Consider the following 25,451-nt stretch of genomic DNA (forward strand, 5'->3'; position numbering starts at 1 on the left):
CCGCGACCCAGAGCTCAGCACGCAGCACCCCGTACCCCGCACCCCGAGGTACCCCGCTCCCCGAAAGGACCGCCGTGGCGACAGCCCCCGCCTCCGACCAGCGTCGACTTCTCGACGTCCAGGCGCTCGACACCCGCCTGCTCCAGCTCGCGCACCGCCGGAAGGAGTCGCCGACGCTCGCCAAGGTCACCGAAGCGGGTGGCCGTTTCGCGGACGTGCACGGCAAGGTCGTCGAGTCCGAGACCGCGGTCGCCGACCTGCGTCGCGAGCTGACCAAGGCCGAGGGCGACGTCGAGCAGGTCCGCACGCGCGCCCAGCGCGACCAGACGCGGCTCGACTCGGGGGCGGTCAGCGCGAAGGACGCCCAGGCGCTGTCGTCCGAGCTGGAGAGCCTGGCGCGCCGGCAGAGCGCCCTCGAGGAGGTCGAGCTCGACGTCATGGAGCGCCTCGAGGCGCACGAGACCGCCCTCGGCGAGCTGCACCGCGCCGAGGCCGAGCTGGTCTCCGCGCAGCGGGAGGCCGAGGCGGCGCGTGACGCCGACTTCGCCGAGATCGACGCCGAGCGGCAGGGCGTGGCCGCGGAGCGGGCGCAGGCCGCCGACGGTCTCGACGCCGCCCTGCTCGCCCTGTACGACAAGGTCCGCGCCCAGTCGGGCGGCGTGGGCGCCGCGGCGCTGCGCGGCCGCCGCTGCGAGGGCTGCCGCATGGAGCTCAACCCGGGCGACCTGGCGCGCATCACCGGCAAGGGGCCGGACGAGATCGTGCGCTGCGAGGAGTGCGGCCGCATCCTCGTCCGCCTGCCCGACGGCGCGTGACCGCTGCCGTGCCGCCGACGGGTGGGCGGGCGCCGCGGCCCAGCGGGGCGACCGTCCGGCTGGACGGCGTCGAGCCGCTCACGGTCGTCCTGGTGCGGCACGGCGTGACGCCGCTGACCCAGGTCGGGGCGTTCTCCGGCTCGTCCGTCCCGGGCCCGGGCCTCGCACCCGCGGGTCGGGTGCAGGCCGCGCAGGCGGCCGACCGCGTGCGACGGGTCGGGAGGGACACGTTTCCCGACCTGCCGCGGGTGTCGCAGGTCGTGGCGTCGCCCATGGTGCGCACGCAGGAGACCGCGGCGGCCCTCGGGCGCCGGCTGGGGCTGCACGTCGCGACCGACGCGCGGTTCGCGGAGCTGGCGTTCGGCGAGTACGAGGAGCTCGTCCTGCCGGATGTGCGCGACCGCGACCCGGAGTGGGTCGACCGCTTCTACGGCGGCGACGCCGAGGTCGCGGCCCCGGGCGGCGAGTCGCTGCTGCAGCTCGCCGACCGCGTCGAGGACGGCCTCGCCGACCTCGTGCGCGGCGGCACCGACCGCACCGTCGCGGTCGTCACGCACGCCATGGTGGTGCGGGTGGCCGTCGGACGAGCGCTGGGCGTGGCGCCGTCGCGCTGGACGCGGCTGCGGATCGTCCCGGCGTCGCTCACCGTGCTGCGCCTGTGGCCCGACGGCGACGCGGAGGCGAGCGTCGTGGGGCTGCCGTCCGACCTCTGACGCCGTACGCGTGGCGGGGGGACCCGGCGCGCCGCGCTAGACGTCGGTGACGACGACCTGCAGCGCCTGCGCCCGGCCGCGCCCCGCGACGAGGTCCGCCGCGAGGATCCGTCGCCCGTCGCGGACGTCCCCGACGAGCTCGCGCGCCGCCTCGAGCAGCGCGCCCGCGGACCGCGGCGGCGCGCCGTCCCGGTGCACGAGGTGCCCGGTGAGCACGCCCCGCGTGTGCTTCGCGTGGTGCGACACCACCGACCGTCGTCCCTGGTGCTCCCGCAGGATGACGACCTGCACGTGCTCGGCGTCCGCCGGCGGCTTCCACGCCGCGGCGTACGACGCGGACCGGCAGTCGACGACGACGTCCCCGGCGCCACGCGCGTCGAGCGCCTTCGCGAGCGGCTCGCGCCAGGCGCGCGCGAGCGGGCCGACGCCCGGCAGGTCCGTCCCCATCGAGAGCCGGTACGCGGGAACCCGGTCGAGCGGCGTGACCGCGCCCCACAGCGCCGAGACGGTGAGGACGTCGGCGAGCCGGGACGCGGGGACGCCGCCGTCCGCGAGCGCCTCGCCGAGCCGCGCGGCGGCGTAGAGGACGCCCGTGTACACGTGGGCGGCGTGGGCGGCGGGCTCCGTGCGCAGCCGCGTGTTGCGGGCCACGTCGTCGGCCAGGGACGCGCCGACGCCCAGCAGCTCGAGGGCGTCGGGGCGGGCGCTGACCGCGGCCAGCGCGTCGAGCACGCGTTCGCGGTGCTCGGTCAGCTCGGGGGCTGACAACGACGCGAGCTCGACGGCGGGACCGGTGGCGGCGGGCGTCTTGCCCTCGGACGGCGGCAGGACGACGAGCACGTTGTCAACCCTAGATCAGTCCGTGGGAGAGTCCGGACCGTCCGTCCAGCGCAGCACTCCCCACGCGAGCAGGCCGCCGAGCACGTACCCGAGCAGGTCGGCGGCGGCGAACGACGTCCCGAGGACGAGCCGGGCCGGCCCGAACGCGGCAGCGGCGTCGCGTGGCCACGGCGTGAGCTGCGCCAGCTCGACGAGGACGCCCGCGGACGTCGCGACGCCCGCCACGGTCCTCGCACCGGCGCCAGGCACCACGGCCCGCACCACGCACGCCACCGCGACCGTCCACAGGATTGTCCCCGCGAGGTCGCCGCCCGGCACCCGGTCCCGGACGGCCTGGAGGGCGACACCGAGGACCACCACCAGGCACAGCAGCGCCGCGGCGCGGGAGCGCCGCGCGGCGCGCGTGTCGGGAGCCTCGGTACGAGTCGGCATCCCCGTACGGTAGCGGCCATGGCTCAGGTGAAGGTCTACGGCAGACGGTCGGTGTGGGCGCCGCGGCGCGCGGTGCTGTCCGACGCGATCCAGAGTGCGCTCCACGTCGCGTGGGAGCTCCCCGAGGACAAGCGCTTCCAACGCTTCTGCTGGCTCGACGACGACGACCTCGTCGCGCCGCAGCGGTCCGCGGACTACCTGGTCGTCGAGATCGTGTGCTTCACCGGGCGGTCCCTGGACGCCAAGCGCGCCGTCGTCCGCGCGTTCTACGACGACGTGGCCCCTGCCGTCGGCCTCGCCGCGGACGACCTGGAGGTCGTCGTCCTGGAGTCGCCGCGCGAGAACTGGGGGATCCGCGGACGCAGCGGCGACGAGCTCGCGCTGACGTACCGCGTCGACGTCTGATCCGCGCGCGCCGTACTGCCCGGTGCCAGGATGAGGAGCGAGGGGGTGGGGCAGGTGCGTCGGACGACGTGGCTGTGGCTCGTGGGGGCGGCCGTCGTGGTCGTGGTGCTCGCGTGGGGCATCAGCGGCGAGCGTCCGTTCGTGAGCTGGACGATCGGCCGCCTCTGGGTGGTCCTTCTGGGAGCCGTGATGGTCCGCTCGGTGGCACCCGGTGCAGCTGGACCCCCGCCGCGACCGGTAGGCTGAACGGGCGGACGAGTCGGTCGGACGGCCGCGTCGGCCCCGGTCCGCCGGGACCGCCGAGGAACGTCCGGGCTCCGAAGGGCAAGGTGGTGGGTAACGCCCACCCGGGGTGACCCGCGGGACAGTGCCACAGAGAACAGACCGCCTCCGGTTCCGACCGGCGGTAAGGGTGAAACGGTGGTGCAAGAGACCACCAGCGTGCCGGGTGACCGGTGCGGCTCGGTAAACCCCACCTGGAGCAAGGTCAGACAGACTGTGTTGGAGGGCGGCCCGCCCGATTCTCTCCGGAGAAGCGCAGTCGGGTAGACCGCTGGAGGCGTGCGGCAACGTACGTCGTAGATGGATGGCCGTCGCCCGCGCGGGGGCAACCGCGCGCGGGAACAGAACCCGGCGTACAGACCGACTCGTCCGCTTTATAGCCTCTGACCTGCAGGTTGCGTTTCCGGGCCCCTCGGCAGGAGCAGGGCAGCAACAGGACGCTTCCGGAGGTCACGCGGCAGGCACGTCGTCCGCGGCCTCCGAAGACTCCCGGGCCTCGCGCTCGGCTGACCTCTTCGCCAGCACCTCAAGACGCCTCTCGGGGTCTTGACGGACGCCCCGTGCCGGATCAGGAGCGAGGCGTAGTAGTGGCGTAGGTCGTGCATCGTCCACACGTCCTCCATGCCGGCGCGCTGGCGAGCGACCACCAGGTCGTGGGAGAACCGAACTCGCTTGTGCGGGCCGCCCTGGCGCCGGCTGAAGACGAGCCCCGTGCTCGTCCCCCCGAACCGCTCGCGGTGTTCCTCCAAGAGGTCGAGAGTCACGTCGCTCAGAGGCACGAGGCGATAGGACGCAGTGGTCTTCACGCCCTTCGCGGGTGGGTCCGCGAGCATGCGGTCCGTGACCGCCTGGTTGAACACCCCCGACACGAAGCGCATGACCATCGTGGTGGTCGACGGTGCGAGCTTGAGCTGCATGGCGCGAACCAGCCGTTGGATGTCGGTGCGCGAGGTGGTGTCCAGGGCCTACGCCCCCATCACGTCGTAGACGTGGTCGCGGAAGTGGCTACGCACGAGCGCACGCTTCGAGTCCGCGCGCTGCTGCAGCTCGCGCCACCCCTCGACCGACGTTCTGGGTGTCCCCCACCACCGACCCCTCGTGCTGAACGCCGTGGCGGTCCCGCTCGTACGCTACGACCAGTTCCTGATTGCCAACGCACGCCGCGAGGTTCGGGCTGAGGTCCGTGCCGCCAAGCGCGAGGAGACCTGATGGCCGAGCAGCCCCCCGTCGCCAGCCGCATTCGCAGAACCCTGTCCGCCTACCGGCGACACTCGTGGATCTTCGCCGGCTCAGGGGTTGCCATGTGGGTGCTCGCGGTCGTTGTCCTGTGGGCCGCGGGCTTCCCCGACGACGGTTTCGTCAGCGGGCTCGCGACCTTCCTGATGGGGATCGGGCTCGTGGCACTGGTCGTCGGTCTCGGTGCACTGGCTTTCAGTCTGCGGATGGTTCGGTACGTGCACCGTTACCCCACGCAGCTTCTGCCGGTGCGGCAGTCGTTCGACTCCTTGGGTGGGTCACCGATCCTGGCGCTGGGCGACGACGGTCAGCACCCGCTGTTCCTGGTCGCGATGAGGCAGCGGTGGGACCTGTTCACCTCACTCGACCAGGTGTTGTTCTGCGGTCGCCCCGACCGGCGAGGTGTCATCGCGACGCAAGATGGTCAGAACATCATCTGGTCCCGCGGGCCGAGGGGTGGTGCGCGGCACCGGAACTGGCTCGCACGCAAGGTGGCCCGGCTCAACGCTCAGCCGAGCGCCGACCCCGCGCATCCGGCTGGCGGACGGGTGGCCGACTTCTGGGGCGGCGACCAGTGAGGAACCGAGAGCTGGACCGGATGGCGGACCTGTTCGCCCCGGGCTGACAGCGTCGGCGAGATGGGTCTGTACGTCGTCGTCTCGCATGACCCACAGTCCGACGGGTTCTCCACCTACGGTGACCCTGCCCCCGGCGAGCGGGCCACGATTCGTGCCGCCATCTTGCGCCAGGACTTCGACCGCGCCGGCCTGGACGACGTCAGGATCACCCTCGGCCGCCGCCCGGAGGAGCCGGCAGGCGGCGGGTAGCCTCGAATGACGGGGATGTTCGCGAAGGACACCAGGTCCGACGCGGGAACGAAGGCCGTGGCTGCAGAAGCTCAGGCCGCGAGGCGCAGGAGAAGGAACGGGCTGCCGCCGATCGCAAGGCGCAGGCCGATGCCCGGATGGAGCGGTTCAGTTCACGAGCCGCCGGGCGGGGGACGAGTCGATCCCGATGTCGCGGGTGTCCTCGGTGAAGGTGAAGAAGTCCAGCCTGACCGAGAAGATCTCGATCTACACCCCGGGATAGCACGATCGAGTTCACGGCATACGTCGGGCAGGGCTACCCGATCGCCGAGGTGATCCGGGGGCTGATGGCACGTTCCCAGACGAGCCGCGCAGTCACGAGGATGTGCCCGTCGCGCTGCGTGTCGCGCGGCGGGATGTCGTGGCCGTTGAGGATCCGCTGCTCGGACCTGCGCGCGGAGTCCCAGGAGTGCCCACCGGTGAGGTGAACGCGGAAGAGCGGGCTGCGGCCATGGCACCAGTGTGCCCGTCGGTCGGTTCCGTCGGGCGGGCCGTTGCATGCCTCACAGCACGGCAGGGCCAACGCGGCGTAGAAATAATAGTGGTGTTTAAGCGCTCAATTGATAGAATCGTTTGTATCGTGACCTGAGGAGGATGCCATGCCACCCCGAACGTACTCGCCCGCCACTCGAGAGGCACTGCGCCTCCTGGGCACGCAGATCGCGGCCGCGCGGCGCGAGCGCCGGTGGACGGCGGCGGACCTTGCCGAGCGCGCCGGCATCACCACGGTCACGCTGCGCCGCGTGGAGCACGGTCAGCCTGGCGTGGCGATCGGCACCGCTTTCGAGGTCGCGACCCTGGTCGGCGTCCCCCTGTTCGTCCCCGACTCCGACCTGGCGTCGCTGGCCGGCGCACGCGCACGGGCCGCAGATCAGCTCGCCCTGCTGCCCGCCCGGGTGCGCGAACGGGCAGGAGACGACCGTGACGACTTCTGAGCTCGACGAGCTGTTCGTCTGGGCGTGGCTGCCCGGCGCCGCCGAACCCGTCGTCACGGGCCGCGTCTTCCGCAGCGGTACGCGCTTCCGCTTCCAGTACGGGCGCTCCTACCTGGGACGCCCGGGCGCCGTCGCGCTCTACGCCCCGGAGCTCCCCCTGGTGCGGGGGCCCATCGACCCCGTCAACAACCTGGACATCGCCGGGTGCCTCGACGACGCCGGACCGGCCTCGTGGGGGCAACGCATCATCCTCGCGCGCCACCAGGGCCGCCTCGACAAGACCTCGGACACCGGCGACCTGGACCGCCTCGTGTACTTCGCCGAGTCCGGGTCCGACCGCATCGGGGCCCTGGACTTCCAGGCTTCCGCCACGCAGTACGTGCCGCGGACCGCAGCCACCCGGGCAGACCTGGGCCAGCTGCTGACCGCTGCCGACGACCTGGAGGAAGGACGCCCGCTGACGCCCGCCCTCGCGGAGGCGCTGCTGCGGGGCACGTCGATCGGCGGGGCACGCCCCAAGGCCCTGCTCGACGACGGCGACCGCAAGCTCGTGGCGAAGTTCTCCTCCACCACCGACACCTACCCGGTGGTGCGCGCCGAAGGCGTGGCGATGAACCTGGCACGCCGCGTCGGCCTCAACGTGGCCGCCACCGAGGTGATCTCGGTGCTGAACCGGGACGTGCTGCTGGTGGACCGGTTCGACCGCGGCCCGGGCGCTACCCGGCGGATGATGGTCTCCGCCCTGACGATGCTCGGGCTGCACGAGATGGTCGCCCGGTACGCGACCTACGTCGACCTGGCGGACCTGATCCGGGCCCGGTTCACCGACCCGGGCGCCACCCTGCGTGAGCTGTTCACGCGGATCGTGTTCAACGTCGCTGTCGGCAACACCGACGACCACGCCCGCAACCACGCCGCGTTCTGGGACGGGGACATGCTGACCCTGACCCCGGCGTACGACGTGTGCCCGCAGGTGCGTTCGGGTGGTGAGACGGCGCAGGCGATGGCGATCGGACGCGGCGGGGAGCGCGACTCGCGGTTCTCCGTGTGCGTGAACGCGGCTGCGGAGTACCTGCTCACGCGCGGGCAGGCCAAGGAGATCGTCGACCGGGTGGTCTCGACGATCCACGAGCAGTGGGACGACGCGGCCGAGGAGGCCCTGCTGACCGACGCGGACCGACTCGCGTTGTGGCACCGACAGATCCTGAACCCGTCGGTCTTCTACGACGCATAGGCGCGGGTGTTCGCTCGGTCCGAGCCCCCGGGAGCCCTTCGCGTCGACCCGTTCGTCCAAACGTCGCCGAGCCGCCATCCATCTGGTGGGGCTCGGAACGTCGCTGCCCCGGTCGACGTCGCGAGTGACGACGGCATCGACTCGTCCCGGTGAGCTCCTTGCGTAACGGCGATCGTTTCGTCGTGCGGCCCCGTGACCGTTTCGAAGACCGCGCCCCTGTTCCGCTCACGAGCGGTGGTGAGTCGGGGGCGACGCTGGACGCAGCACTCCAGCACGACCTCCACCTGGGCCCATTCACCACGTGGTGACTGACTCCCCCTCCTTGGCACGCTGCCGGAGAAGCGGCCGCAGCTCGTTCGTCGAAGGCCGCGACGGGCTTGCCCGGGCCGTCGCCCCGCCGGCAGTGGGGAGGCATGGCGACGGGTGTGGAGCGCGGGTGCACGGCGTGGGGGCCCGCGGATCCCTACGATGAGACCCCGCTGCCCGCGGACGACGACGATCGCTGAGGAGACGCCCGGTGCCCACGCGACACCACGAAGACGACCGTACGACCACCCCCGCCACGGCAAGGCGAGGGCCAGAGGAAACACGTGCGGGCGGCGTCGTCCGCCTGATCGTCGGTCGCCGCACGGGCTGGGTCTTCGCCCTCCTGCCGATCCTCATCGCCGGGGCGCTGCTCGCCCTCGTGGGCGAGGGCCAGCGCGACCGCATGGTCACGGACGACCTGCCGCGCGGGCTCGACAGCACCCTGGCCGCGCAGATGGCCGACGAGCTCCCGGACGAGGGCGGCAAGACCGCGATCGTCCTGTTCACCGCCGACGCGGGTCGCCTGGACGCGAGCACGCTGCCGTCCGTCGGTGTCGGCAAGCCCATCGTCAGCGAGGACGGCACCGCGGCGATCGAGGTCGTCCCGATCGAGTCGACCAGCTCCACGGCCAACGCCGACGCGGTGCAGAAGCTGCGCGACACGCTCGCCGAGAAGACGCCGGACGGCGTGACCGCGCAGGTCACGGGACCGGCGGGCATCGAGGCCGACCTGGCCGCGGTGTTCGACGGCGCCGACATCACGCTCCTCGCGGTCACGTCGCTCGTCGTCGCGCTGCTGCTCATCGTGACGTACCGCAGCCCGGTGCTGTGGATCGTTCCTCTGCTCGTGGTGGGCGTCGCGGACCGGCTCGCCTCGGTGCTGGCGACGCGGGTGCTGAGCGCGCTGAGCGACGGGGGGGTCCCGATCGCGTGGGACGAGTCGACCATCGGCATCCTGTCGGTCCTCGTGTTCGGTGCCGGCACGAACTACGCCCTGCTGCTCATCTCGCGCTACCGCGACGAGCTCCACCACGTCGAGGACCGCCGGGACGCGCTCGCCTCCGCGCTGCGGCGGACCGCCGAGCCGGTGCTGTGCAGCGCGGCCACCGTGGTCGTGGGCGTCCTCACCCTGGTGCTGTCGTTGGTCCCGACGACGCGGGGGCTGGGCGTCGCTGCCGCCGTGGGCATCGTGACCGCCGCGTTCTTCGGCCTCGTCGTCCTTCCGGCGCTGCTCAGCCTGTTCGGACGCTGGCTGTTCTGGCCGCGTGTGCCCCACGCGGGCGCCGCAGCGGGTGACGCCCAGCCGTCTGTCTGGCGGCGCGTGGGCGACCGGGTCGCGGCGCGCCCCGCGGCGGTGGCGGCCGCGGTGCTCGCCGTCCTCGCCCTGTGCGCGACGGGTCTGTTCAAGATCGAGCTGGGGCTCGACACCTCCGACCAGTTCCTCCGCACCCCCGAGGCCATCACGGCCGCCGACCGCCTCGCCGAGTCGTTCCCGGCGGGCTACTCCGACCCGACGCTCGTGCTCACCCGGTCCACGGACCCCGACGCCGTCACGGCGGCGGTCGAGGGCGTCGACGGGGTGTCGTCCGTCCAGCAGTCCGCCCAGGACGGCGGCATCACCGAGCTCCAGGTCGTGCTCGACGGCGGCTCCGGCTCGCAGGAGGCCAAGGACGCCGTCGAGGGGATCCGCGACGCGGTGGCCCCCTACGACGACACCCACGTCGGCGGGTCGGAGGCCGAGGCGATCGACGAGGCCGCCGGTGCCGCACGCGACCGCGCCCTGCTCATGCCGCTCATCCTGTGCCTCGTCCTCGTAGCCCTGATCCTGCTGCTCCGGGCGCTCGTGGCCCCCGTCGTGCTCGTCCTCGCCGTCGTCGCGTCCTACGGCGCCGCCATGGGGCTGTCGTGGTGGCTGTTCACCGGGCCGCTCGGCTTCAGCGCGCTCGACTCCGGCACGCCGCTCATGGCGTTCCTGTTCCTCGTCGCGCTCGGCGTCGACTACAGCATCTTCCTGGTCACCCGTGCTCGCGAGGAGGCCCTCGCGCACGGCACCCGCGAGGGCATGCTCCGCGCCCTCGGCGCCACGGGCGGCGTCATCACCAGCGCCGGGATCCTCCTCGCCGCGGTGTTCGCCGTCCTCGGCGTGCTGCCCCTCGTCGTGCTCGCCCAGCTTGGCACCATCGTCTGCGTCGGCGTGCTGCTCGACACGCTCGTCGTCCGGACGCTGCTCGTCCCGGCCGTCGCCTTCCTGCTGGGTGACCGGTTCTGGTGGCCGCGTCACCTCGCCCGCACGTGACCGGTGCGCCGGCCGTCGACAATGGATCTCGTGCCTGACGACTCCGTGCTCGACAACCCCGTCCTGTCCTCGCTCGAGGGCTTCCACTCCCACCTCGCGCGGCGGCAGGGCCGCGCCCTCGCGTTCCCGGCCGACGTCGCGCCGTTCACCGCCCTCCCGCTCGACGCGACCGCCGCGGACTGGGACGACCTGGGGTCCCTCGTGGGTGCAGGTGCTCAGGCGTGGCTCGCGGGCGACCCGCGCCGCGCGCCGGACGGCTGGACGTCCGTGGCACGGCTCGACGGGGTCCAGATGGTCGCGGCCACGGTGGACGCCCAGCCCGACGACGAGGCCCTCGTGCTCGGCCCGGACGACGTCCCCGACATCCTCGACCTCGTCTCCCGGACGCGCCCCGGCCCGTTCCTGCCGCGCACCATCGAGGTCGGCCGCTACCTGGGGATCCGCCGCGAGGGTGCACTCGTGGCGCTCGCGGGGGAGCGGTTGCGCCCGCCGGGGTTCACCGAGGTGAGCGCCGTGTGCACCGACCCCGCCGTCCGGGGACAGGGTCTCGCGGGGCGGCTCGTGCGCGCGGTGGTCGCCGGTGTCGAGGCGCGCGGCGACGTCGCCGTGCTCCACGCGACCGCGGACAACCCCGCGGTCGGGCTGTACCGGACGCTCGGGTTCGTCGTCCGGCGCGCGGTGACCTTCGAGGGCTTCACCGCCCCCTGACGGATGCGGCACCCCCGACACCGCCGCGCGATGATGGGGGACGTGCCCGTTCCCACGCATCTGGTCGGCAGCGTCTCGCAGCCCGACGCCGAGTCCGTGTTCCGTGTCGTCGCCGAGACCCTCGGCGCTTCGGCTCCCCGCATCCCGGACGGTGAGGTCGGTGAGCGCTTCTACTGGATCCAGTTCCAGAAGTCGCGCTTCGACGCGACCGACGGTCTCGTCCGCGTCGGACCGCCCGGGCCGCTGCTGCGCGACCTGTTCGACAACCGTCCCGTCGCGCTCGCGGACGGGGTCGACGCGTCGTCGATCGTGCTCCCGCCCCTGGGCTACGCGGCCGCCGCGACGGAGTCGTACCGCACGTTCGCGCGGCTGCGCGACTCGGGCGTGATCGCGCCCGGCACGCGGTTCCAGGTGTCGTTGCCGACCCCCGCGGGGGTGATCGGCAGCTTCTTCGCCGACGGGTCGCGCGCCGCCATGGAACCCGTGTACGAGCGGGCGGTTCTGGCCGAGCTCGACGCGATCCTCGACGCCGTGCCGCACGACGACCTGGCCGTCCAGTGGGACACCGCGCTCGAGTTCGCGTACCTCGAGGGCGTCGAGATGCGCGGTCGGCGCATGCTCCCGTGGTGGGGCGAGACGCACGACGACGTCCTCGCCGGCGTGGTCGAGCGCGCGGCCCGGTACGCCGCGGCCGTCCCGGGCGACGTCCAGGTCGGGTGGCACCTGTGCTACGGAGACGTCGAGGAGCACCACTTCGTGCAGCCGACCGACGCGCGCCACCTCGCGGACGTCGTGACGGGCCTCGCGACGGCTGTGGGACGCCGAGTCGACTGGGTGCACCTGCCCGTCCCGATCGAGCGGGACGACGCCGCCTACTTCGCCCCGCTCGCGGACGCGCAGCTCCCCGCGGGGGCGACCGTGTTCCTCGGTCTCGTGCACCACGAGGACGGGCTGGACGGCGCGCTGCGGCGTGCCGAGGCAGCGCGCACCGCCGTCTCCGGCTTCGGGATCGCGACGGAGTGCGGCTTCGGGCGCGGCCCGGCCGAGCGCACCGTGCCGCTCCTGCAGCTCCACGCGGACGTCGCGGCGGCGCTGGCCTGACACGTCCGGGCATGCGTCAGGGCTCTGCGCGTCACGGGGAGGTAGAGCCTTCGTCGCCCGACGCCGCCCACACCGACTCTGCGGCGGCCCGCCACCGCAGCCCCCGCGCGAGGAGGACGCCGGCCTGGTGCTCGTCGAGTGGCTCGTGCAGGACGGGGACGCCGTGGCGCCCGGCCGTGTCGAGGATCGCGGTCGTCGCGGTCGGCAGGGAGAGCTGGAGCAGCGCCGCGCTCGGGCTCGCGACGAGGGTTCGCGCACCGCGCGTGCCGCGGTACTCGATCGCGGCCACGACGCGGCGGGCGCGCAGCAGCGTGTCCAGCGCGGCGGGGTCGTCGCTGACGATGCGTGCGGCGGCGAGCAGGTCGTCCACGTCCTGGGACGCGGCCGCGGCGAACAGGCTGACGCCGACCTCTCCGATCCGTTCGAGCAGCCAGCGCCGTCCCGGCACGCGGGGGAGCGTCGTGGCGGCGGCGTCGAGGGAGCGGTCGAGCGCGGTCGCGGACGCCGTGACCCAGCCGACCTGCGTGCGGACCCGCGTCACCCGCGACCAGTCCAGGACCTCGCCGTCGAAGCCGACCGTGTCGGGACCGATCTCGACGGCGCCGAACCGGTCGAACGCGTGCAGCCTCCGCGCGACCGCGCCGGGCACGAGCACCTGGCGTTCCGCGATGCCGGCCATCGAGACGTGCCACGGTTCCACCACCGGGACCTGCGGGACCGGGAGGGCGTCGACGGCTCTCCCCACCCAGTCACCCGGCCGGACGACCTCCGCGAGACGTTGTGCGGACGCGAGGGACCGTCGGACGGTGCGGCCGACGCGGTGCTCCATCGAGACGTTCCTCCTGCTGCGTAGGCGGCGGTCGTCGTCGACCGTGGCCGCAACCTAGCGCTCCGGGGCTCGCGGCGCCAGACCTGTCCATCGCGCACGAACGTCGCCGGAAGATGACTCTTTCGCGGTTTGTGAGGATGCCTTCGTAATCTCTGACCTCGGACTTTCGCTCTGAGGTCAAGAATGCATATCGAGTACTACACATCGTTGCCTTGTTCGGCTAGCCTCGTACCACCTTCATGGGGCATGTCGCGCAACGGCGCTCGGCATCGAAGATCCACAACGCAGGGAGCACACGTGGTCGGGACGAGCGAGATCCTCGCGACGGGAGCCATCCGACTGGTCGAGGAGGCCGGTCACAGCGTCGTCGAGCTCGAGGGCGAGATCGACGTCGCGCTGCGCGGCGACGCCGGTGCAGCACTGGCCAACGCGCTCGAGCGCGAGCTGCCCGTCATCATCGACGCCTCGCGCGTCACCTTCGCCGACTCGACCGGCATCGCGTTCCTCGTGCAGTTCGTGACGATCGGCCACGAGGAGGGTCTCCAGGTCAGCCTGCGCAACCCGCCTCAGGTCGTCGTCGAGGTGCTCGAGATGCTCGGGGTGCACGGGATGTTCTTCGACGCCTGAGCGTCGACGACGCACGAGGGGCTCTCCCGACACGATCTGTGGCGGGGGAGCCCCTCGTCCGTGGTCAGTGGGCGTCGCCCGCGAGCGCGGCGGCCCCGACGATCCCGGCGCGGTTGCGCAGCGACGCGGGGACGATCGGCGCCCGCAGGTGCAGCAGCGGGAGGAACTTGTCCCAGTGCTTCGACACGCCGCCACCGACCACCACGAGGTCCGGTGACAGCAGGTCCTCGACGACCGAGAAGTACCGCTGCAGCCGCTCGGCCCACTGCGGGTAGTCGAGGTCCTCACGCTCACGGGCCGCCGTCGACGCGCGCGTCTCGGCGTCGTGCCCGTCGATCTCGAGGTGCCCCAGCTCGGTGTTCGGCAGCATGCGCCCGTCGACGAAGATCACCGTCCCGATGCCCGTGCCCAACGTGGCGACCAGGACGACGCCGTCGGTGTTGCGCGCCGCCCCGTACCGCAGCTCGGCCACGCCCGCAGCGTCCGCGTCGTTGACGGCGACGACGTGCCGTCCTGTGACCGAGTGCATGAGGTCGGGCAGGTTGACGCCCGTCCAGGACTCGTCGAGGTTGGCGATGAACCGGACGACGCCGTTCTTGATCGGGCCGGGGAAGGCGACGCCGACCGGGGCGTCGGGCAGGTCGAACGAGTCCACGATCTCGTGGATCACGTCGGCGACCGCCTCGGGCGTGGAGTGCTCGGGCGTCGGGATGCGCACGCGGTCCGCGGCGAACTCGCCGGTGTCCAGGTCGACCGGGGCGCCCTTGATCCCGGATCCTCCGACGTCGATTCCGATGGCGATACGGGGTGCGTCGTGGTGGGTCATGGCAGTGTCAGGATCTCCGCTTCGGTGTCGGTGACGACGAGGGTGTGCTCGAACTGCGCGGTGCGCGAGCCGTCCGCGGTGACAACCGTCCACCCGTCGTCCCACTGTCGCCACTCGTACGAGCCCAGCGTCAGCATCGGCTCGATGGTGAACACCATGCCGGGTTCCATCAGTGTGTCGTATCTCGGGGCGGCGTCGTAGTGCGGCACGACGAGTCCCGAGTGGAAGGACTCCCCGACCCCGTGGCCCGTGAAGTCGCGCACGACGCCGTAGCCGAAGCGGGCGGCGTACTTCTCGATGACGCGCCCGATCACGTTGATCTCGCGTCCGGGGGCGACCGCCTTGATGCCGCGCGCGAGCGCCTCGCGGGTGCGCTCCACGAGCAGGACGGACGCCTCGTCGACGGCCTCTGGCCCGCCGACGAGGAACGTCGCGTTGTTGTCGCCGTGGACGCCGTCGACGTACGCCGTGATGTCGACGTTCACGATGTCGCCCGCGACGAGGGCCGTGCTGTCGGGGATGCCGTGGCAGATCACCTCGTTGAGCGACGTGCAGAGCGACTTCGGGAAGCCGCGGTACCCCAGCGTCGACGGGTAGGCGTCGTGCTCGACGACGAAGGCGTGGCCGATCGCGTCGAGCTCGTCCGTGGTGACACCGGGCCGCACGTGGCGGCCCACCTCTTCGAGTGCCTGTGCGGCGATGCGGCTCGCCCGGCGGATGCGCTCGATCGTCGCGGCGTCCTTGATCTCCGATCCCGTGAAGGGCGCGGGTCCGGGTCGCCCGACGTACTCGGGGCGCGCGATCCCGGTGGGCACGGACCGCTCCGGGCCGACGCGACCGGGCGTGACGGGGTCGGTGGTCGCGCGCGCGTCCGGTGACGCCGGGGGCGCGGACGGGACGGCAGGGGTCGACGAGGGAGGAGAGGCAGGAAGGGCAGGCACGGTCACGAGTCTACGAACGCCCCGAGGGGCGCAGCGTGCCGTGCCGTGCCTCGAGCCGCCCGACGGGGCACGATGACCCCATGAGCACCGACGCCGAGTACTACTTCAACACCGAGACGGGCGAGGTCGAGCAGGGAAAGCCGACCGCGTGGACGCACCGGATGGGCCCCTACCCGACCCGCGAGGAGGCCGCCCGCGCCCTCGAGAAGGCGCAGTCACGCAACAGCGCCTGGGAGAAGCAGGACGCCGAGGACGACTGACCTCAGGACTCGTAGCTGTGCTCGGCCTGCGGGAACGCGCCCGAGCGCACCTCGTCCACGTAGGACGCGGCGGCGGCACGCAACGCTGCACCGACCTGGCCGAACTGCTTCGCGAAGCGCGGCGACCAGTCGCCCATGCCGGCCATGTCGAGCCACACGAGCACCTGCCCGTCGACCTCGGCCCCGGCCCCGATGCCGATGGTCGGGATCGCCAGGATCTCGGTAGCGCGCGCGGCGACGGGTGCCGGGACCATCTCGAGCACGACCGCGCTGGCGCCGGCCTCGGCGAGCGCGAGCGCGTCCTCGCACAGGGCCTCGGCGGCCTCGTCGCCGCGGCCCTGGACGCGCTTGCCCCCGAAGATGTTCTCGGACTGCGGGGTGAAGCCCAGGTGCCCGATCACGGGGATGCCGGAGTCGGTGAGGAGCTTGACGTGCGCGGCGACCCGGCGTCCGCCCTCGAGCTTCACGGCGTGCGCCCCGCCCTCCTTGAGCATGCGCACGGCGGTCGCGAACGCGTGCTGGGGGCTGTCCTCGTACGAGCCGAAGGGCAGGTCGGCGACGACGAGCGCGTGCCGTGCGGCCCGCGAGACGGCGCGCACGGCGGGGATCATCTCGTCGACCGTCACGGGGATGGTGTTGGCGTGCGCGAGCATGTTGTCGCCCATCGAGTCGCCCACCAGGAGCATGTCGACGCCGGCGTCGTCGAAGATCCGCGCGGTCGGGGCGTCGTACGCCGTGAGCATGGTCAGCGGGCGGCCCGCGTCCTTCGCGGCGGCGAGGTGATGCACCCGGAACGGCTTGCGGGCCGGGGCGTCGGGGGTCTGGCTCATCGGTTCGCTCCTTCAGGGGTGGCGGTGTCCGTGGGGTCGGGGACGACGGGCGGCTCGATCGGGCCGGGGTCGTCGACGGGCTCGCGCCAGCGGGACGTCACCGGCAGGCGGCGGTCGCGCCCGAACGCCAGCGCGGTGACCTTGGTGCCGAGCGGGTACTGGCGCCGCTTCCACTCGGCGCGGTCCACGAGGGTCACGACCTTGTCGACCACGTCGGGGTCGAAGCCGCGGGCGAGCAGCTCGGCGCGTCCCTCGGCGTGCTCGATGTACGCGTCGAGCACCTCGTCGAGCAGGTGGTACGGCGGCAGCGAGTCCTGGTCGAGCTGACCGGGGCGCAGCTCCGCCGACGGCGGCTTGGTGATCGACGACTCGGGGATCGGGGGGATCTCGCCCGCATCGAGCGCGTGGTTGTTGCGCCACCGGGCGAGCCGCCACACCTGCGACTTGTCGACGTCCTTCAGCGGCGCGAAGCCGCCGATGCTGCCCGCGTCGTAGATCGTCGCGTACCCCGTCGCGAGCTCCGACTTGTTGCCGGGTGCGATGACGAGGTGGCCCTCCATGTTGGAGATCGCCATGAGGATCACGCCGCGCACGCGCGCCTGCAGGTTCTCGGCGGCGACGCCCTCGACCGTCATCGCGCCCTCGAACGCCTCGACCATCGGCGCGATCGGCTGGACGCGGTAGTCCGCGCCCAGCCGCCGCGCGAGGTCGGCCGCGTCGTCGCGCGAGTGCTCGCTCGACCACTGCGACGGCATGGACACGCCGACGACGTTCTCGCCGCCGACCGCGTCCGCCGCGATCGCGGCGGTGAGGGCCGAGTCGATCCCCCCGGAGAGCCCGAGCACGACGGACCGGAACCGGTTCTTGCGGACGTAGCCCGCCAGGCCCGTCACGCACGCGCGGTAGACCTCCTCGTCGGGGTCGAGAGGCGCGGCGCGCTCGCCGCGCACGGGCTCCTCGCCCCGCAGGGGCACGTCCCACACGAGCAGGTGCTCCACGAGCTGGGGTGCGCTCGCCAGGACCTCGCCGGCCGTCGACACGACGAACGAGCCCCCGTCGAACACCAGGTCGTCCTGGCCGCCCACCTGGTTGACGTACGCGAGGGGTGCGCCCACCTCGCGCGCGCGGCGGGCGGCGAGCTCGGTGCGCTGGTGGCCCTTGCCCTCCTCGAACGGCGAGCCGTTGACCGCGAGCAGGAGGTCGAGGCCGGCGTCCGCGAGCTCCGCGACCGGTCCGCCGTCCTGCCAGATGTCCTCGCAGATCACCAGGCCGACCCGGCGGCCCGCGACCTCGACGACGCAGGGCTCGTCGCCCGGCGTGAAGATGCGGAACTCGTCGAAGACGCCGTAGTTCGGCAGGTGGTGCTTGTCGTAGACGGCGACCACCACGCCGCCCCGCAGCACGACCGCCCGGTTCGTCGGGCGCCCGGGCGATCCCAGGGCCGCCACGCGGCGCTCGCGCGACGGGCGCTCGCCGACGGTACCGACCACCACGGTGACGTGACCGAGGCCGTCGGCGGCGAGGTGTGCGGCGAGGTCCGTCGCGGCGGCCGCCGCGGCGCGGCGGAAGGACGCCCGCAGCGCCAGGTCCTCGATCGGGTACCCGGTGAGCGTCATCTCGGGGAACGCGACGAGGTCCGCTCCCGCGTCGGCCGCGCGACGGACCCAGTCGCGCACCGCCGCCGCGTTCCCGTCGACGTCACCGACGCACGTGTCGATCTGGGCGAGCGCGAGTCGCATCGAGGGCATACGACCAGCGTAGGTGGTCCTGCGGACACCCCGCGCCGGTCGTCCTGGGTCCCCGATCCGGGACGCCGCGGCGCGCTGTACGCAGCAGGGCCCGACGTCGGGCAGGATGGGCGCATGGACAGGCAACAGGAGTTCGTGCTGCGCACCGTCGAGGAGCGCGACATCCGGTTCATCCGGCTGTGGTTCACCGACGTGCTGGGCATGCTCAAGTCCGTGGCGATCGCGCCCGCGGAGCTCGAGTCGGCCTTCGCGGAAGGCATCGGGTTCGACGGGAGCGCCATCGAGGGCTTCACGCGGGTCTACGAGGCCGACATGATCGCCAAGCCCGACCCGACCACCTTCCAGGTGCTGCCCTGGCGCGGCGAGCAGCAGGGCACCGCCCGCATGTTCTGCGACATCCTCACGCCCGACGGCGAGCCCTCGCTCGCGGACTCGCGCAACGTCCTCAAGCGCGCCCTCGCGCGGGCGTCCGACAAGGGGTTCACGTTCTACACGCACCCCGAGGTCGAGTTCTACCTGTTCAACCCGCCGGAGTCCGACACCGGACCGCTCGTCCCCGTCGACCGCGGCGGCTACTTCGACCACGTGCCGCGCGGGTCGACGCACGACTTCCGCCGAGCCGCGATCACCATGCTCGAGTCCATGGGCATCTCGGTCGAGTTCTCCCACCACGAGGCCGGCCCCGGGCAGAACGAGATCGACCTGCGGTACGCCGACGCGCTGACGACCGCCGACAACCTCATGACGTTCCGCACGGTCGTCAAGGAGGTCGCGCTCGAGCAGGGCGTCTACGCGTCCTTCATGCCCAAGCCGATGGCCGACCAGCCCGGCTCCGGCATGCACACCCACATGTCGCTCTTCGAGGGCGACCGCAACGCCTTCCACGAGCCGTCGTCGCAGTACGAGCTGTCGAAGGTCGCGCGGCAGTTCATCGCCGGCCTGCTGCACCACGCCGCCGAGATCACGGCCGTGACCAACCAGTACGTCAACTCGTACAAGCGCCTGTGGGGCGGTGCCGAGGCGCCCAGCTTCGTGTCGTGGGGCCACAACAACCGCTCCGCGCTCGTCCGCGTCCCGATGTACAAGCCGGGCAAGGGGAACTCGAGCCGCATCGAGTACCGCGGCATCGACTCGGCGGTGAACCCGTACCTCGCGTTCGCCGTCCTGCTCGCCGCCGGTCTCAAGGGGGTCGAGGAGGGCTACGAGCTGCCCGACGAGACCGCGGACGACGTCTGGGAGCTGACCAACACCGAGCGCCGCGCGCTCGGCATCACGCCGCTGCCTGCCGACCTCGCCGAGGCGATCGCGATCATGGAGCGCTCCGAGCTCGTCGCCGAGACCCTCGGGGAGCACGTCTTCGACTACGTCCTGCGCAACAAGCGCGAGGAGTGGGAGGCGTACCGGGCGCAGGTGACCCCGTACGAGCTCGAGCGGTTCCTCCCGCTGCTGTAGCCCGTGACCGGACCGGTGCAGGACAGCTCGCGCCGCCCGACGCTCGTCGGTCGGCTCACGCGGCTCGGCTTCGGCGACGCGAGCCGCGCCCAGACGTTTCTCGGCGACCGTGACCTGGTCGCGCTCGCCGGCGAGATCGACGTCGACGCCGTGCTCGTCGCCGAGCTCGGCGGGACCGCCGACCCGGACCTGGCGCTCCTCGGGCTCGTCCGGCTCTGCGCCGCCGCACGCGGGACGGAGGCCGGCGAGGAGCTGGGCCGCCTCCTCGCGGGCACCGGCGTGGCCGCGCCCCCGACCAGGGCTGCGGCGCACGCCCCCCGACGCACCATGGCCGGCCGCGCCGCGGACGACGTCGACCCTGCGTCCGAGGTCGCGGCGGCACGCGGCCGGCTGCTCGCCGTCCTCGGCGCGTCGACCGCGCTCGGGGACGAGCTCGTCCGGCGTCCGCGGCTCGTCCGGTCGCTCGCCGACCCCACCGGGGTCGTCGGGGTGCCCGTCGCCGACGTGTACGACGAGCTGCTGCGCGCCGTCGGCGCCGACCCCGACGCCGCGGTCCCGGTCGCGGCGGCCGGCGGGCACGAGGGCACCGACGCGCTGCGCCGCGCCTACCGCGCCCGGCTCCTGCGGATCGCCGCGACCGACCTGCGCTTCCCCGACCCGCTCTCGCGCCTGCCCGGCGTCGCCGCGGCGCTGGCCGACCTCGCGGGCGCCGCGCTCGAGGCCGCGCTCGCCGTGGCCAGAGCGGACCTCCCGGACCACGGGACGGGCGTCCGCCTCGCGGTGATCGGCATGGGCAAGACGGGCGGCCGCGAGCTCAACTACGTGTCCGACGTCGACGTGGTCTACGTGGTCGAGCCCGCCGACGGGTACGACGAGGACTACGCGACCAGCACCGGGACCCGCCTCGCGAGCGGGCTGACGACGGTCTGCGGCGCCCCGTCGGGAGAGCCGCCGCTGTGGGCCGTCGACGCCGCCCTGCGGCCCGAGGGCAAGCAGGGCCCGCTCGTGCGGACGCTCGCGAGCCACCTGGCGTACTACGAGCGGTGGGCCAAGACGTGGGAGTTCCAGGCGCTCCTCAAGGCGCGCCCCGTGGCAGGCGACGCCGCGCTCGGCCGCGCCTACGACGAGGCCGTCAACCCGCTCGTCTGGAACGCCGTGCAGCGCGAGCACTTCGTCGAGGACGCGCAGGCGATGCGCCGGCGCGTCGAGGCGCACGTGCCCAGCGCCGAGGCCGACCGGCAGATCAAGCTGGGCAAGGGCGGCCTGCGGGACGTCGAGTTCACCGTGCAGCTCCTGCAGCTCGTGCACGGCCGCGCCGACGAGGAGATCCGCAGCCCCAACACCCTCACCGCGCTCGCCGCGTTGTCCGCCCGCGGGTACGTCGGGCGCGCGCACGCCGCGCAGCTCGCCGTCTGCTACCGGTTCCTGCGGGCCGTCGAGCACCGCGTCCAGCTCTACCGGCTGCGCCGGACCCACCTCATGCCGACGCTCGAGGCCGACGTCCGGCGGCTCGCGCGCACCCTCCACCTGCGCCCCGACGGCCCGGACGGGCTCATGGAGCGCTGGCGCAGCACCCGGCGCGAGGTGCGCACGCTCCACGAGGAGCTGTTCTACCGTCCGCTGCTGCCCGCGACCGCGCAGCTCTCCCAGGAGGAGGCCAGCCTCGCACCCGAGGCGGCCCGTGCCCGCCTCGCCGCGATCGGGTACCGCGACCCGGCCGGCGCGATGCGGCACATCCAGGCGCTCACCGAGGGTGTCAGCCGCCGGGCGTCGATCCAGCGCCAGCTCCTACCCGTCATGCTCGGCTGGTTCGCCGAGGGCGCCGACCCGGACCGCGGGCTCCTGGCGTTCCGCAAGCTCTCCGAGGTGCTCGGCACGAGCCCCTGGTACCTCAAGCTGCTGCGTGACTCCGGGTACGCGGCACGCCGGCTCGCGACCCTGCTGTCCAACTCGCAGTACCTGGCCGACGCCCTCGCGCGGTCGCCCGAGTCGGTCACCTGGCTCGACGACGACGCCGAGCTCGTCCCGCGCGACGCGGCGCGCCTCGCCGGTGAGGTCGACGCCATCCTGACGCGCGCCGACGAGAGCCAGCCGGCCGCGACCGCGCTGCGTGCCGTCCGGCGCCGCGAGCTGTCGCGTACCGGCGCCGCGGAGCTCCTCGGCACGTGCGAGTCACGGCAGGCGCAGGCAGCGGTCTCCGCCGCCGCCGACGTCGTGCTCGTCGGCGCGCTGCGCATCGCGGCGTTCACCGCCGCGGCGGACGCGGGCCTCGACACCGCGCCCGCCGCCGCCCCGGCACGTCTGCTCGTCGTCGGGATGGGCCGCCTCGGCGGGCAGGAGATGGGCTACGGGTCGGACGCCGACGTCCTGTTCGTCTACGAGCCGGTCCCCGGGGCCGAGGACGCCGCGGCGAAGGCCTTCGCGCTCGCCGTCGCGACCCGCCTGCGGACCGTCTGCTCCGAGCTCGGCCCCGAGCCGCGCCTCCTCGTGGACGCCGACCTGCGGCCCGAAGGGCGCAACGGGCCCCTCGTGCGCTCGCTCGCGTCGTACGCCGAGTATTACGGCCGCTGGTCCGCGGTGTGGGAGGCGCAGGCGTTGCTCCGGGCGCGTCCCGTCGCGGGCGACCCCGCCCTGGCGCAGCGCTTCGTCGAGCTGATCGACGGCGTCCGGTACGTGCCGGGCGGCGTGGACGGCGCCGCCGAGCGTGAGGTGCGGCGCGTCAAGGCCCGCGTGGAGGCCGAGCGCCTCCCGCGCGGCGTCGACCCCTCACGGCACCTCAAGCTCGGGCGTGGCGGGATCTCCGACGTCGAGTGGACCGCGCAGCTCCTGCAGCTCCAGCACGCCGGCGACATCCCCGCCCTGCGGACCACGCAGACGATCCCGGCGCTGCGCGCGGCCGTCGAGGCGGACCTGCTCGACCGTGAGGACGCGGACGTGCTCATCGAGGCGTGGGTCCTCGCGTCGCGGGTCCGGGCGGCGAACGCCCTGTGGTCGGGGCAGCCGACGGGCCAGGGCGTCGACGTCCTGCCGCACGACCGCGTCGCCCTCAACGGCGTGGCGCAGGCGATGCGGCTCGACGGCACCGGGAGCGACCTCGAGGACCACTACCTGCGCGCCGCCCGGCGCTGCCGGGCGGTCGTCGAGCGGGTGTTCTACGCCGCCGACTGAGCGGCCGTCGGGGAACACCCTGAGCGCTCCCGGACCGAGGGTGAACCCGACCCTGGGCCGTCCCTTGTTACGTGCCGGTCACCCTCCCGCGCCGGTCGACGGGTCCCTAGCGTCGGCGGTATGAGACCTCGTGGCGCACCTGAGCTCCTGCCCGTGCCGAGCCCGCACGGCGCCCCCTTCGGCGACATCACCGGTGACCCCGGCGCCGGCGTCGTCCCGCAGGCCGACCCACCGGCGGGCCGGCCCCCGCACCAGCTCGCCTGGCCGGGGCTGATGGCCGTGTGGGCCGCGGCCGCGCTCCCGATGGCGTTCGCCGCGTGGGTCGTTGCGCCGTGGCTCGCGGACCGGTCCGGCTGGTCCGCCGGGCTCCCGGGCGCGCTCATCGTGACCCTCACGGCCGGGCTCGTGTGGCAGGCGCTGCTGACGCTCGCCCTCGTGGTGCGCGAACAGCGCACGTGGCGGTGGGGCGTGCTCTGTGACGCCCTGTGGCTGCGTGCGCCACGCTCGCCCCGGACGGGCCGGCGCGGAGGACGGGCCTGGTGGGTCGTCGCGCCCTTCGTCGTCGCCTTCGCGCTCGAGTCGGCGCTCCCCTCACTGCCGTTCCCGGCCGACCACGACCTCGGCACGTTCCTCGGGTCGGACGCCGGGCGCTCGCTGCTCGACGGCTCGTGGGGCTGGTTCGCGCTCATCGCCCTGATGCTGGTGGCCAACACCGTCGTGGGGGAGGAGCTGCTGTTTCGCGGCTACCTGCTGCCGCGCTCCGCCGGAGTCTTCGGGCGACGCGCATGGCTCGGCAACGGCGTCATGTTCGCGCTCTACCACCTGCACATGCCCTGGGCGATCCCCGCGGCCCTGCTCGACGCGTTCGTGCTGGCGTGGCCGTCGCAGCGCTGGCGCAGCGCGCTCGTCGGGATCGCCGTGCACAGCGCCCAGAGCGTCGTGATCCTCGGGATGGTGCTCGCCGTCGTCCTCGGGGCCGGGTGACGCCGGTCCGGGGGTGAAGACGCCGACGGCGCCCTCCCGCCCGGCCGCAGCCGGGGAGAGGACGCCGTCGACGCTCTGCCTACGCCGTACCGATCAGACGTCGTAGTAGAGCGAGAACTCGTGCGGGTGCGGACGCAGACGCAGCGGGTCGATCTCGTTGGCGCGCTTGTACGCGATCCAGGTCTCGATGAGGTCCGGGGTGAACACGTCGCCCTTGAGGAGGAACTCGTGGTCGGCCTCGAGGCAGTCGAGCACCTCGTCCAGCGACGCAGGCACCTGCTGGATCTGCGCGTGCTCCTCGGGGGGCAGCTCGTACAGGTCCTTGTCGACCGGCTCCGGCGGCTCGATGCGGTTCTGGATGCCGTCGAGACCGGCGAGCAGCTGGGCCGCGAACGCCAGGTACGGGTTGGCCGACGGGTCCGGCACGCGGAACTCGATGCGCTTGGCCTTCGGGTTCGAACCGGTCACCGGGATGCGGATGCACGCGGAACGGTTGCGGGCCGAGTAGACCAGGTTGACCGGCGCCTCGTAGCCCGGGACCAGACGCTTGTACGAGTTCACGGACGGGTTCGTGAACGCGAGCAGCGACGGCGCGTGCTTGAGCAGGCCGCCGATGTACCAGCGCGCCAGGTCGGACAGGCCGCCGTAGCCCTTCTCGTCGAAGAACAGCGGCACGCCGTCCTTCCAGAGGGACTGGTGCGAGTGCATGCCCGAGCCGTTGTCGCCGAAGAGCGGCTTCGGCATGAAGGTGACCGTCTTGCCGGCCTCCCACGCGACGTTCTTGATGACGTACTTGAACTTCATCAGGTCGTCGGCCGCGTGCTGCAGCGTGTTGAAGCGGTAGTTGATCTCCTGCTGGCCGGCGGTGCCGACCTCGTGGTGCGCGCGCTCGACCTTGAGGCCGACCTCCGCGAGCATCGAGACCATGTCGTCACGCAGGTCCGCCATCTGGTCGGACGGCGAGACGGGGAAGTAGCCACCCTTGTAGCGGGTCTTGTAGCCGAGGTTGCCGCCCTCCTCCTGGCGGCCGGTGTTCCACGCGGCCTCCTGCGAGTCGAGGGAGTAGAACGACGAGTGCTGGGTCGTCTCGAACCGCACGTCGTCGAAGATGTAGAACTCGGCCTCGGGGGCGAAGAACGCCGTGTCCGCGATGCCGGTCGACCGGAGGTACGCCTCGGCCTTCGCGGCGATGTTGCGCGGGTCGCGCGAGTACGCCTCGTCGGTGAACGGGTCGACGATCGAGAAGTTCACGACGAGCGTCTTGTGCTTGCGGAACGGGTCCACGAAGGCGGTCTCGACGTCGGGGATGAGCTTCATGTCGGACTCGTGGATGGCCTGGAAGCCACGGATCGACGAACCGTCGAACATCATGCCGTCGGTGAACGCAGCGTCCTCGAACTCCGAGATCGGGATGTTGAAGTGCTGCTGGACGCCGGGCAGGTCGCAGAATCGCACGTCGACGAACTCGACGCCCTCGTTCCGCGTGAAGGCGATGGCCTCTTCCGCGCTCTTGAACATGCGATGAACTCCTTGATCGGTGTGGCCCCGGAAGACGAGGCGCCTCGAACTTAGGGCGGGGCCGTTACCCCGTGGTGATGCTGACGTTTCCGGAGTGTT

At 72.9% G+C, this 25,451-nt stretch carries 25 protein-coding genes and 1 other RNA gene; 17 read left to right on the forward strand and 9 right to left on the reverse strand.

What is annotated here, in order from left to right; translation table 11 throughout:
- Positions 1–74 precede the first annotated feature (74 nt).
- Positions 75–815 carry a zinc ribbon domain-containing protein gene (locus CLV34_RS09950; protein WP_100350126.1) on the forward strand — a complete coding sequence of 247 codons (741 nt, stop codon included), beginning with the start codon at positions 75–77 and terminating at the stop codon, positions 813–815.
- Positions 812–1,528 (forward strand): histidine phosphatase family protein, encoded by a 717-nt coding sequence (locus tag CLV34_RS09955; protein ID WP_245859160.1) that lies wholly within the window; start codon positions 812–814, stop codon positions 1,526–1,528. The genes CLV34_RS09950 and CLV34_RS09955 overlap by 4 nt, the downstream gene beginning before the upstream one ends.
- Before the next feature lie 36 nt (positions 1,529–1,564).
- On the opposite strand, the gene CLV34_RS09960 is transcribed toward CLV34_RS09955, so the two are convergent.
- The gene (locus tag CLV34_RS09960) at positions 1,565–2,368 is read right to left on the reverse strand and encodes a YaaA family protein (protein WP_100350127.1); all 804 of its coding nucleotides are present in this window, start codon (positions 2,366–2,368) and stop codon (positions 1,565–1,567) included.
- 15 nt (positions 2,369–2,383) lie between these two features.
- Positions 2,384–2,800: a DUF2809 domain-containing protein gene (locus CLV34_RS09965; protein WP_100350128.1), complete on the reverse strand. Its 417-nt coding sequence runs from the start codon at positions 2,798–2,800 to the stop codon at positions 2,384–2,386.
- Positions 2,801–2,818: 18 nt separating this feature from the next.
- Between CLV34_RS09965 and CLV34_RS09970 the strand changes: the two genes are divergently transcribed.
- The 3 genes from CLV34_RS09970 to rnpB all read left to right on the forward strand — a co-directional run bounded on the left by CLV34_RS09970 (position 2,819) and on the right by rnpB (position 3,859).
- Positions 2,819–3,205 (forward strand): tautomerase family protein, encoded by a 387-nt coding sequence (locus tag CLV34_RS09970; RefSeq protein WP_100350129.1) that lies wholly within the window; start codon positions 2,819–2,821, stop codon positions 3,203–3,205.
- Between the two features lie 45 nt (positions 3,206–3,250).
- Positions 3,251–3,451, forward strand: a complete 201-nt coding sequence (locus tag CLV34_RS09975; protein WP_100350130.1) for a hypothetical protein — start codon at positions 3,251–3,253, stop codon at positions 3,449–3,451.
- Between the two features lie 9 nt (positions 3,452–3,460).
- An RNA gene (rnpB, locus tag CLV34_RS09980) (RNase P RNA component class A) lies at positions 3,461–3,859 on the forward strand.
- 2 nt (positions 3,860–3,861) lie between these two features.
- On the opposite strand, the gene CLV34_RS09985 is transcribed toward rnpB, so the two are convergent.
- Complete coding sequence (locus CLV34_RS09985; protein WP_100350131.1) at positions 3,862–4,404, reverse strand: tyrosine-type recombinase/integrase; 543 nt, start codon at positions 4,402–4,404, stop codon at positions 3,862–3,864.
- A gap of 291 nt (positions 4,405–4,695) precedes the next feature.
- On the opposite strand from CLV34_RS09985, the gene CLV34_RS09990 reads away from it, so the two are divergent.
- The 7 genes from CLV34_RS09990 (at position 4,696) to CLV34_RS10020 (ending at position 12,169) form a co-directional block, all read left to right on the forward strand.
- Positions 4,696–5,301 carry a hypothetical protein gene (locus CLV34_RS09990; RefSeq protein ID WP_100350132.1) on the forward strand — a complete coding sequence of 202 codons (606 nt, stop codon included), beginning with the start codon at positions 4,696–4,698 and terminating at the stop codon, positions 5,299–5,301.
- 60 nt (positions 5,302–5,361) lie between these two features.
- Positions 5,362–5,550 carry a hypothetical protein gene (locus CLV34_RS09995; protein WP_100350133.1) on the forward strand — a complete coding sequence of 63 codons (189 nt, stop codon included), beginning with the start codon at positions 5,362–5,364 and terminating at the stop codon, positions 5,548–5,550.
- 638 nt (positions 5,551–6,188) lie between these two features.
- Positions 6,189–6,524 (forward strand): helix-turn-helix transcriptional regulator, encoded by a 336-nt coding sequence (locus CLV34_RS10000; RefSeq protein WP_100350134.1) that lies wholly within the window; start codon positions 6,189–6,191, stop codon positions 6,522–6,524.
- Entirely contained in the window at positions 6,511–7,758 is a 1,248-nt protein-coding gene (locus CLV34_RS10005; RefSeq protein WP_100350135.1) for a type II toxin-antitoxin system HipA family toxin, read from the forward strand. Before CLV34_RS10000 ends, CLV34_RS10005 begins: the two co-directional genes overlap by 14 nt.
- Before the next feature lie 517 nt (positions 7,759–8,275).
- Positions 8,276–10,360 carry an MMPL family transporter gene (locus CLV34_RS10010; protein ID WP_245859162.1) on the forward strand — a complete coding sequence of 695 codons (2,085 nt, stop codon included), beginning with the start codon at positions 8,276–8,278 and terminating at the stop codon, positions 10,358–10,360.
- A 30-nt stretch (positions 10,361–10,390) separates the two neighbouring features.
- The gene (locus CLV34_RS10015) at positions 10,391–11,068 is read left to right on the forward strand and encodes a GNAT family N-acetyltransferase (RefSeq protein ID WP_245859164.1); all 678 of its coding nucleotides are present in this window, start codon (positions 10,391–10,393) and stop codon (positions 11,066–11,068) included.
- Positions 11,069–11,101: 33 nt separating this feature from the next.
- Complete coding sequence (locus tag CLV34_RS10020) at positions 11,102–12,169, forward strand: hypothetical protein (RefSeq protein ID WP_100350295.1); 1,068 nt, start codon at positions 11,102–11,104, stop codon at positions 12,167–12,169.
- Positions 12,170–12,200: 31 nt separating this feature from the next.
- Here CLV34_RS10020 and CLV34_RS10025 read toward each other — a convergent pair whose 3' ends face one another.
- Positions 12,201–12,998, reverse strand: a complete 798-nt coding sequence (locus CLV34_RS10025) for a hypothetical protein (protein WP_100350137.1) — start codon at positions 12,996–12,998, stop codon at positions 12,201–12,203.
- A 297-nt stretch (positions 12,999–13,295) separates the two neighbouring features.
- Between CLV34_RS10025 and CLV34_RS10030 the strand changes: the two genes are divergently transcribed.
- On the forward strand, positions 13,296–13,625 hold the full coding sequence (locus tag CLV34_RS10030; RefSeq protein ID WP_245859166.1) for an STAS domain-containing protein: 330 nt from the start codon (positions 13,296–13,298) through the stop codon (positions 13,623–13,625).
- A gap of 64 nt (positions 13,626–13,689) precedes the next feature.
- Here the strand turns inward: CLV34_RS10030 and ppgK are convergent, their stop codons facing one another.
- A complete protein-coding gene (ppgK, locus tag CLV34_RS10035) occupies positions 13,690–14,451 on the reverse strand; it encodes a polyphosphate--glucose phosphotransferase (protein WP_100350139.1) in 762 nt (253 codons plus the stop codon).
- Positions 14,448–15,266: a type I methionyl aminopeptidase gene (gene map / locus CLV34_RS10040; protein WP_245859176.1), complete on the reverse strand. Its 819-nt coding sequence runs from the start codon at positions 15,264–15,266 to the stop codon at positions 14,448–14,450. Before map ends, ppgK begins: the two co-directional genes overlap by 4 nt.
- A gap of 206 nt (positions 15,267–15,472) precedes the next feature.
- Here map and CLV34_RS10045 point away from each other — a divergent pair, with 206 nt between their 5' ends.
- Positions 15,473–15,652, forward strand: coding sequence for an SPOR domain-containing protein (locus tag CLV34_RS10045; protein WP_100350141.1), 180 nt, complete (start codon positions 15,473–15,475; stop codon positions 15,650–15,652).
- A gap of 2 nt (positions 15,653–15,654) precedes the next feature.
- On the opposite strand, the gene panB is transcribed toward CLV34_RS10045, so the two are convergent.
- Together panB and CLV34_RS10055 are read right to left on the reverse strand one after the other, a co-directional pair.
- Positions 15,655–16,482 carry a 3-methyl-2-oxobutanoate hydroxymethyltransferase gene (gene panB, locus CLV34_RS10050; protein WP_100350142.1) on the reverse strand — a complete coding sequence of 276 codons (828 nt, stop codon included), beginning with the start codon at positions 16,480–16,482 and terminating at the stop codon, positions 15,655–15,657.
- On the reverse strand, positions 16,479–18,230 hold the full coding sequence (locus CLV34_RS10055) for an NAD+ synthase (RefSeq protein WP_100350143.1): 1,752 nt from the start codon (positions 18,228–18,230) through the stop codon (positions 16,479–16,481). The genes panB and CLV34_RS10055 overlap by 4 nt, the downstream gene beginning before the upstream one ends.
- Positions 18,231–18,344: 114 nt before the next feature.
- Between CLV34_RS10055 and glnA (CLV34_RS10060) the strand changes: the two genes are divergently transcribed.
- The 3 genes from glnA (CLV34_RS10060) to CLV34_RS10070 all read left to right on the forward strand — a co-directional run bounded on the left by glnA (CLV34_RS10060) (position 18,345) and on the right by CLV34_RS10070 (position 23,834).
- Complete coding sequence (gene glnA, locus CLV34_RS10060) at positions 18,345–19,682, forward strand: type I glutamate--ammonia ligase (protein ID WP_100350144.1); 1,338 nt, start codon at positions 18,345–18,347, stop codon at positions 19,680–19,682.
- A 3-nt stretch (positions 19,683–19,685) separates the two neighbouring features.
- Positions 19,686–22,850, forward strand: a complete 3,165-nt coding sequence (locus CLV34_RS10065) for a bifunctional [glutamine synthetase] adenylyltransferase/[glutamine synthetase]-adenylyl-L-tyrosine phosphorylase (RefSeq protein ID WP_245859167.1) — start codon at positions 19,686–19,688, stop codon at positions 22,848–22,850.
- Between the two features lie 120 nt (positions 22,851–22,970).
- Positions 22,971–23,834 carry a CPBP family intramembrane glutamic endopeptidase gene (locus CLV34_RS10070; RefSeq protein WP_100350145.1) on the forward strand — a complete coding sequence of 288 codons (864 nt, stop codon included), beginning with the start codon at positions 22,971–22,973 and terminating at the stop codon, positions 23,832–23,834.
- A 93-nt stretch (positions 23,835–23,927) separates the two neighbouring features.
- On the opposite strand, the gene glnA (CLV34_RS10075) is transcribed toward CLV34_RS10070, so the two are convergent.
- Positions 23,928–25,352 carry a type I glutamate--ammonia ligase gene (gene glnA / locus CLV34_RS10075; RefSeq protein ID WP_100350146.1) on the reverse strand — a complete coding sequence of 475 codons (1,425 nt, stop codon included), beginning with the start codon at positions 25,350–25,352 and terminating at the stop codon, positions 23,928–23,930.
- Between the last annotated feature and the right edge of the window lie 99 nt (positions 25,353–25,451).

Origin of the sequence: Luteimicrobium subarcticum (genome assembly GCF_002798015.1) — a bacterium.
GTDB lineage: Bacteria > Actinomycetota > Actinomycetes > Actinomycetales > Cellulomonadaceae > Luteimicrobium > Luteimicrobium subarcticum.

Coding starts and splice junctions, on each gene's coding strand:
- CLV34_RS09965 (WP_100350128.1), bottom strand. CDS start 2,800: ATGCCGACTCGTACCGAGGCTCCCGACACGCGCGCCGCGCGGCGCTCC.
- CLV34_RS09970 (WP_100350129.1), top strand. CDS start 2,819: ATGGCTCAGGTGAAGGTCTACGGCAGACGGTCGGTGTGGGCGCCGCGG.
- CLV34_RS09985 (WP_100350131.1), bottom strand. CDS start 4,404: ATGCAGCTCAAGCTCGCACCGTCGACCACCACGATGGTCATGCGCTTC.
- CLV34_RS09990 (WP_100350132.1), top strand. CDS start 4,696: ATGGCCGAGCAGCCCCCCGTCGCCAGCCGCATTCGCAGAACCCTGTCC.
- CLV34_RS09995 (WP_100350133.1), top strand. CDS start 5,362: ATGGGTCTGTACGTCGTCGTCTCGCATGACCCACAGTCCGACGGGTTC.
- CLV34_RS10000 (WP_100350134.1), top strand. CDS start 6,189: ATGCCACCCCGAACGTACTCGCCCGCCACTCGAGAGGCACTGCGCCTC.
- CLV34_RS10020 (WP_100350295.1), top strand. CDS start 11,102: ATGGGGGACGTGCCCGTTCCCACGCATCTGGTCGGCAGCGTCTCGCAG.
- CLV34_RS10025 (WP_100350137.1), bottom strand. CDS start 12,998: ATGGAGCACCGCGTCGGCCGCACCGTCCGACGGTCCCTCGCGTCCGCA.
- ppgK (WP_100350139.1), bottom strand. CDS start 14,451: ATGACCCACCACGACGCACCCCGTATCGCCATCGGAATCGACGTCGGA.
- CLV34_RS10045 (WP_100350141.1), top strand. CDS start 15,473: ATGAGCACCGACGCCGAGTACTACTTCAACACCGAGACGGGCGAGGTC.
- panB (WP_100350142.1), bottom strand. CDS start 16,482: ATGAGCCAGACCCCCGACGCCCCGGCCCGCAAGCCGTTCCGGGTGCAT.
- CLV34_RS10055 (WP_100350143.1), bottom strand. CDS start 18,230: ATGCCCTCGATGCGACTCGCGCTCGCCCAGATCGACACGTGCGTCGGT.
- glnA (WP_100350144.1), top strand. CDS start 18,345: ATGGACAGGCAACAGGAGTTCGTGCTGCGCACCGTCGAGGAGCGCGAC.
- CLV34_RS10070 (WP_100350145.1), top strand. CDS start 22,971: ATGAGACCTCGTGGCGCACCTGAGCTCCTGCCCGTGCCGAGCCCGCAC.
- glnA (WP_100350146.1), bottom strand. CDS start 25,352: ATGTTCAAGAGCGCGGAAGAGGCCATCGCCTTCACGCGGAACGAGGGC.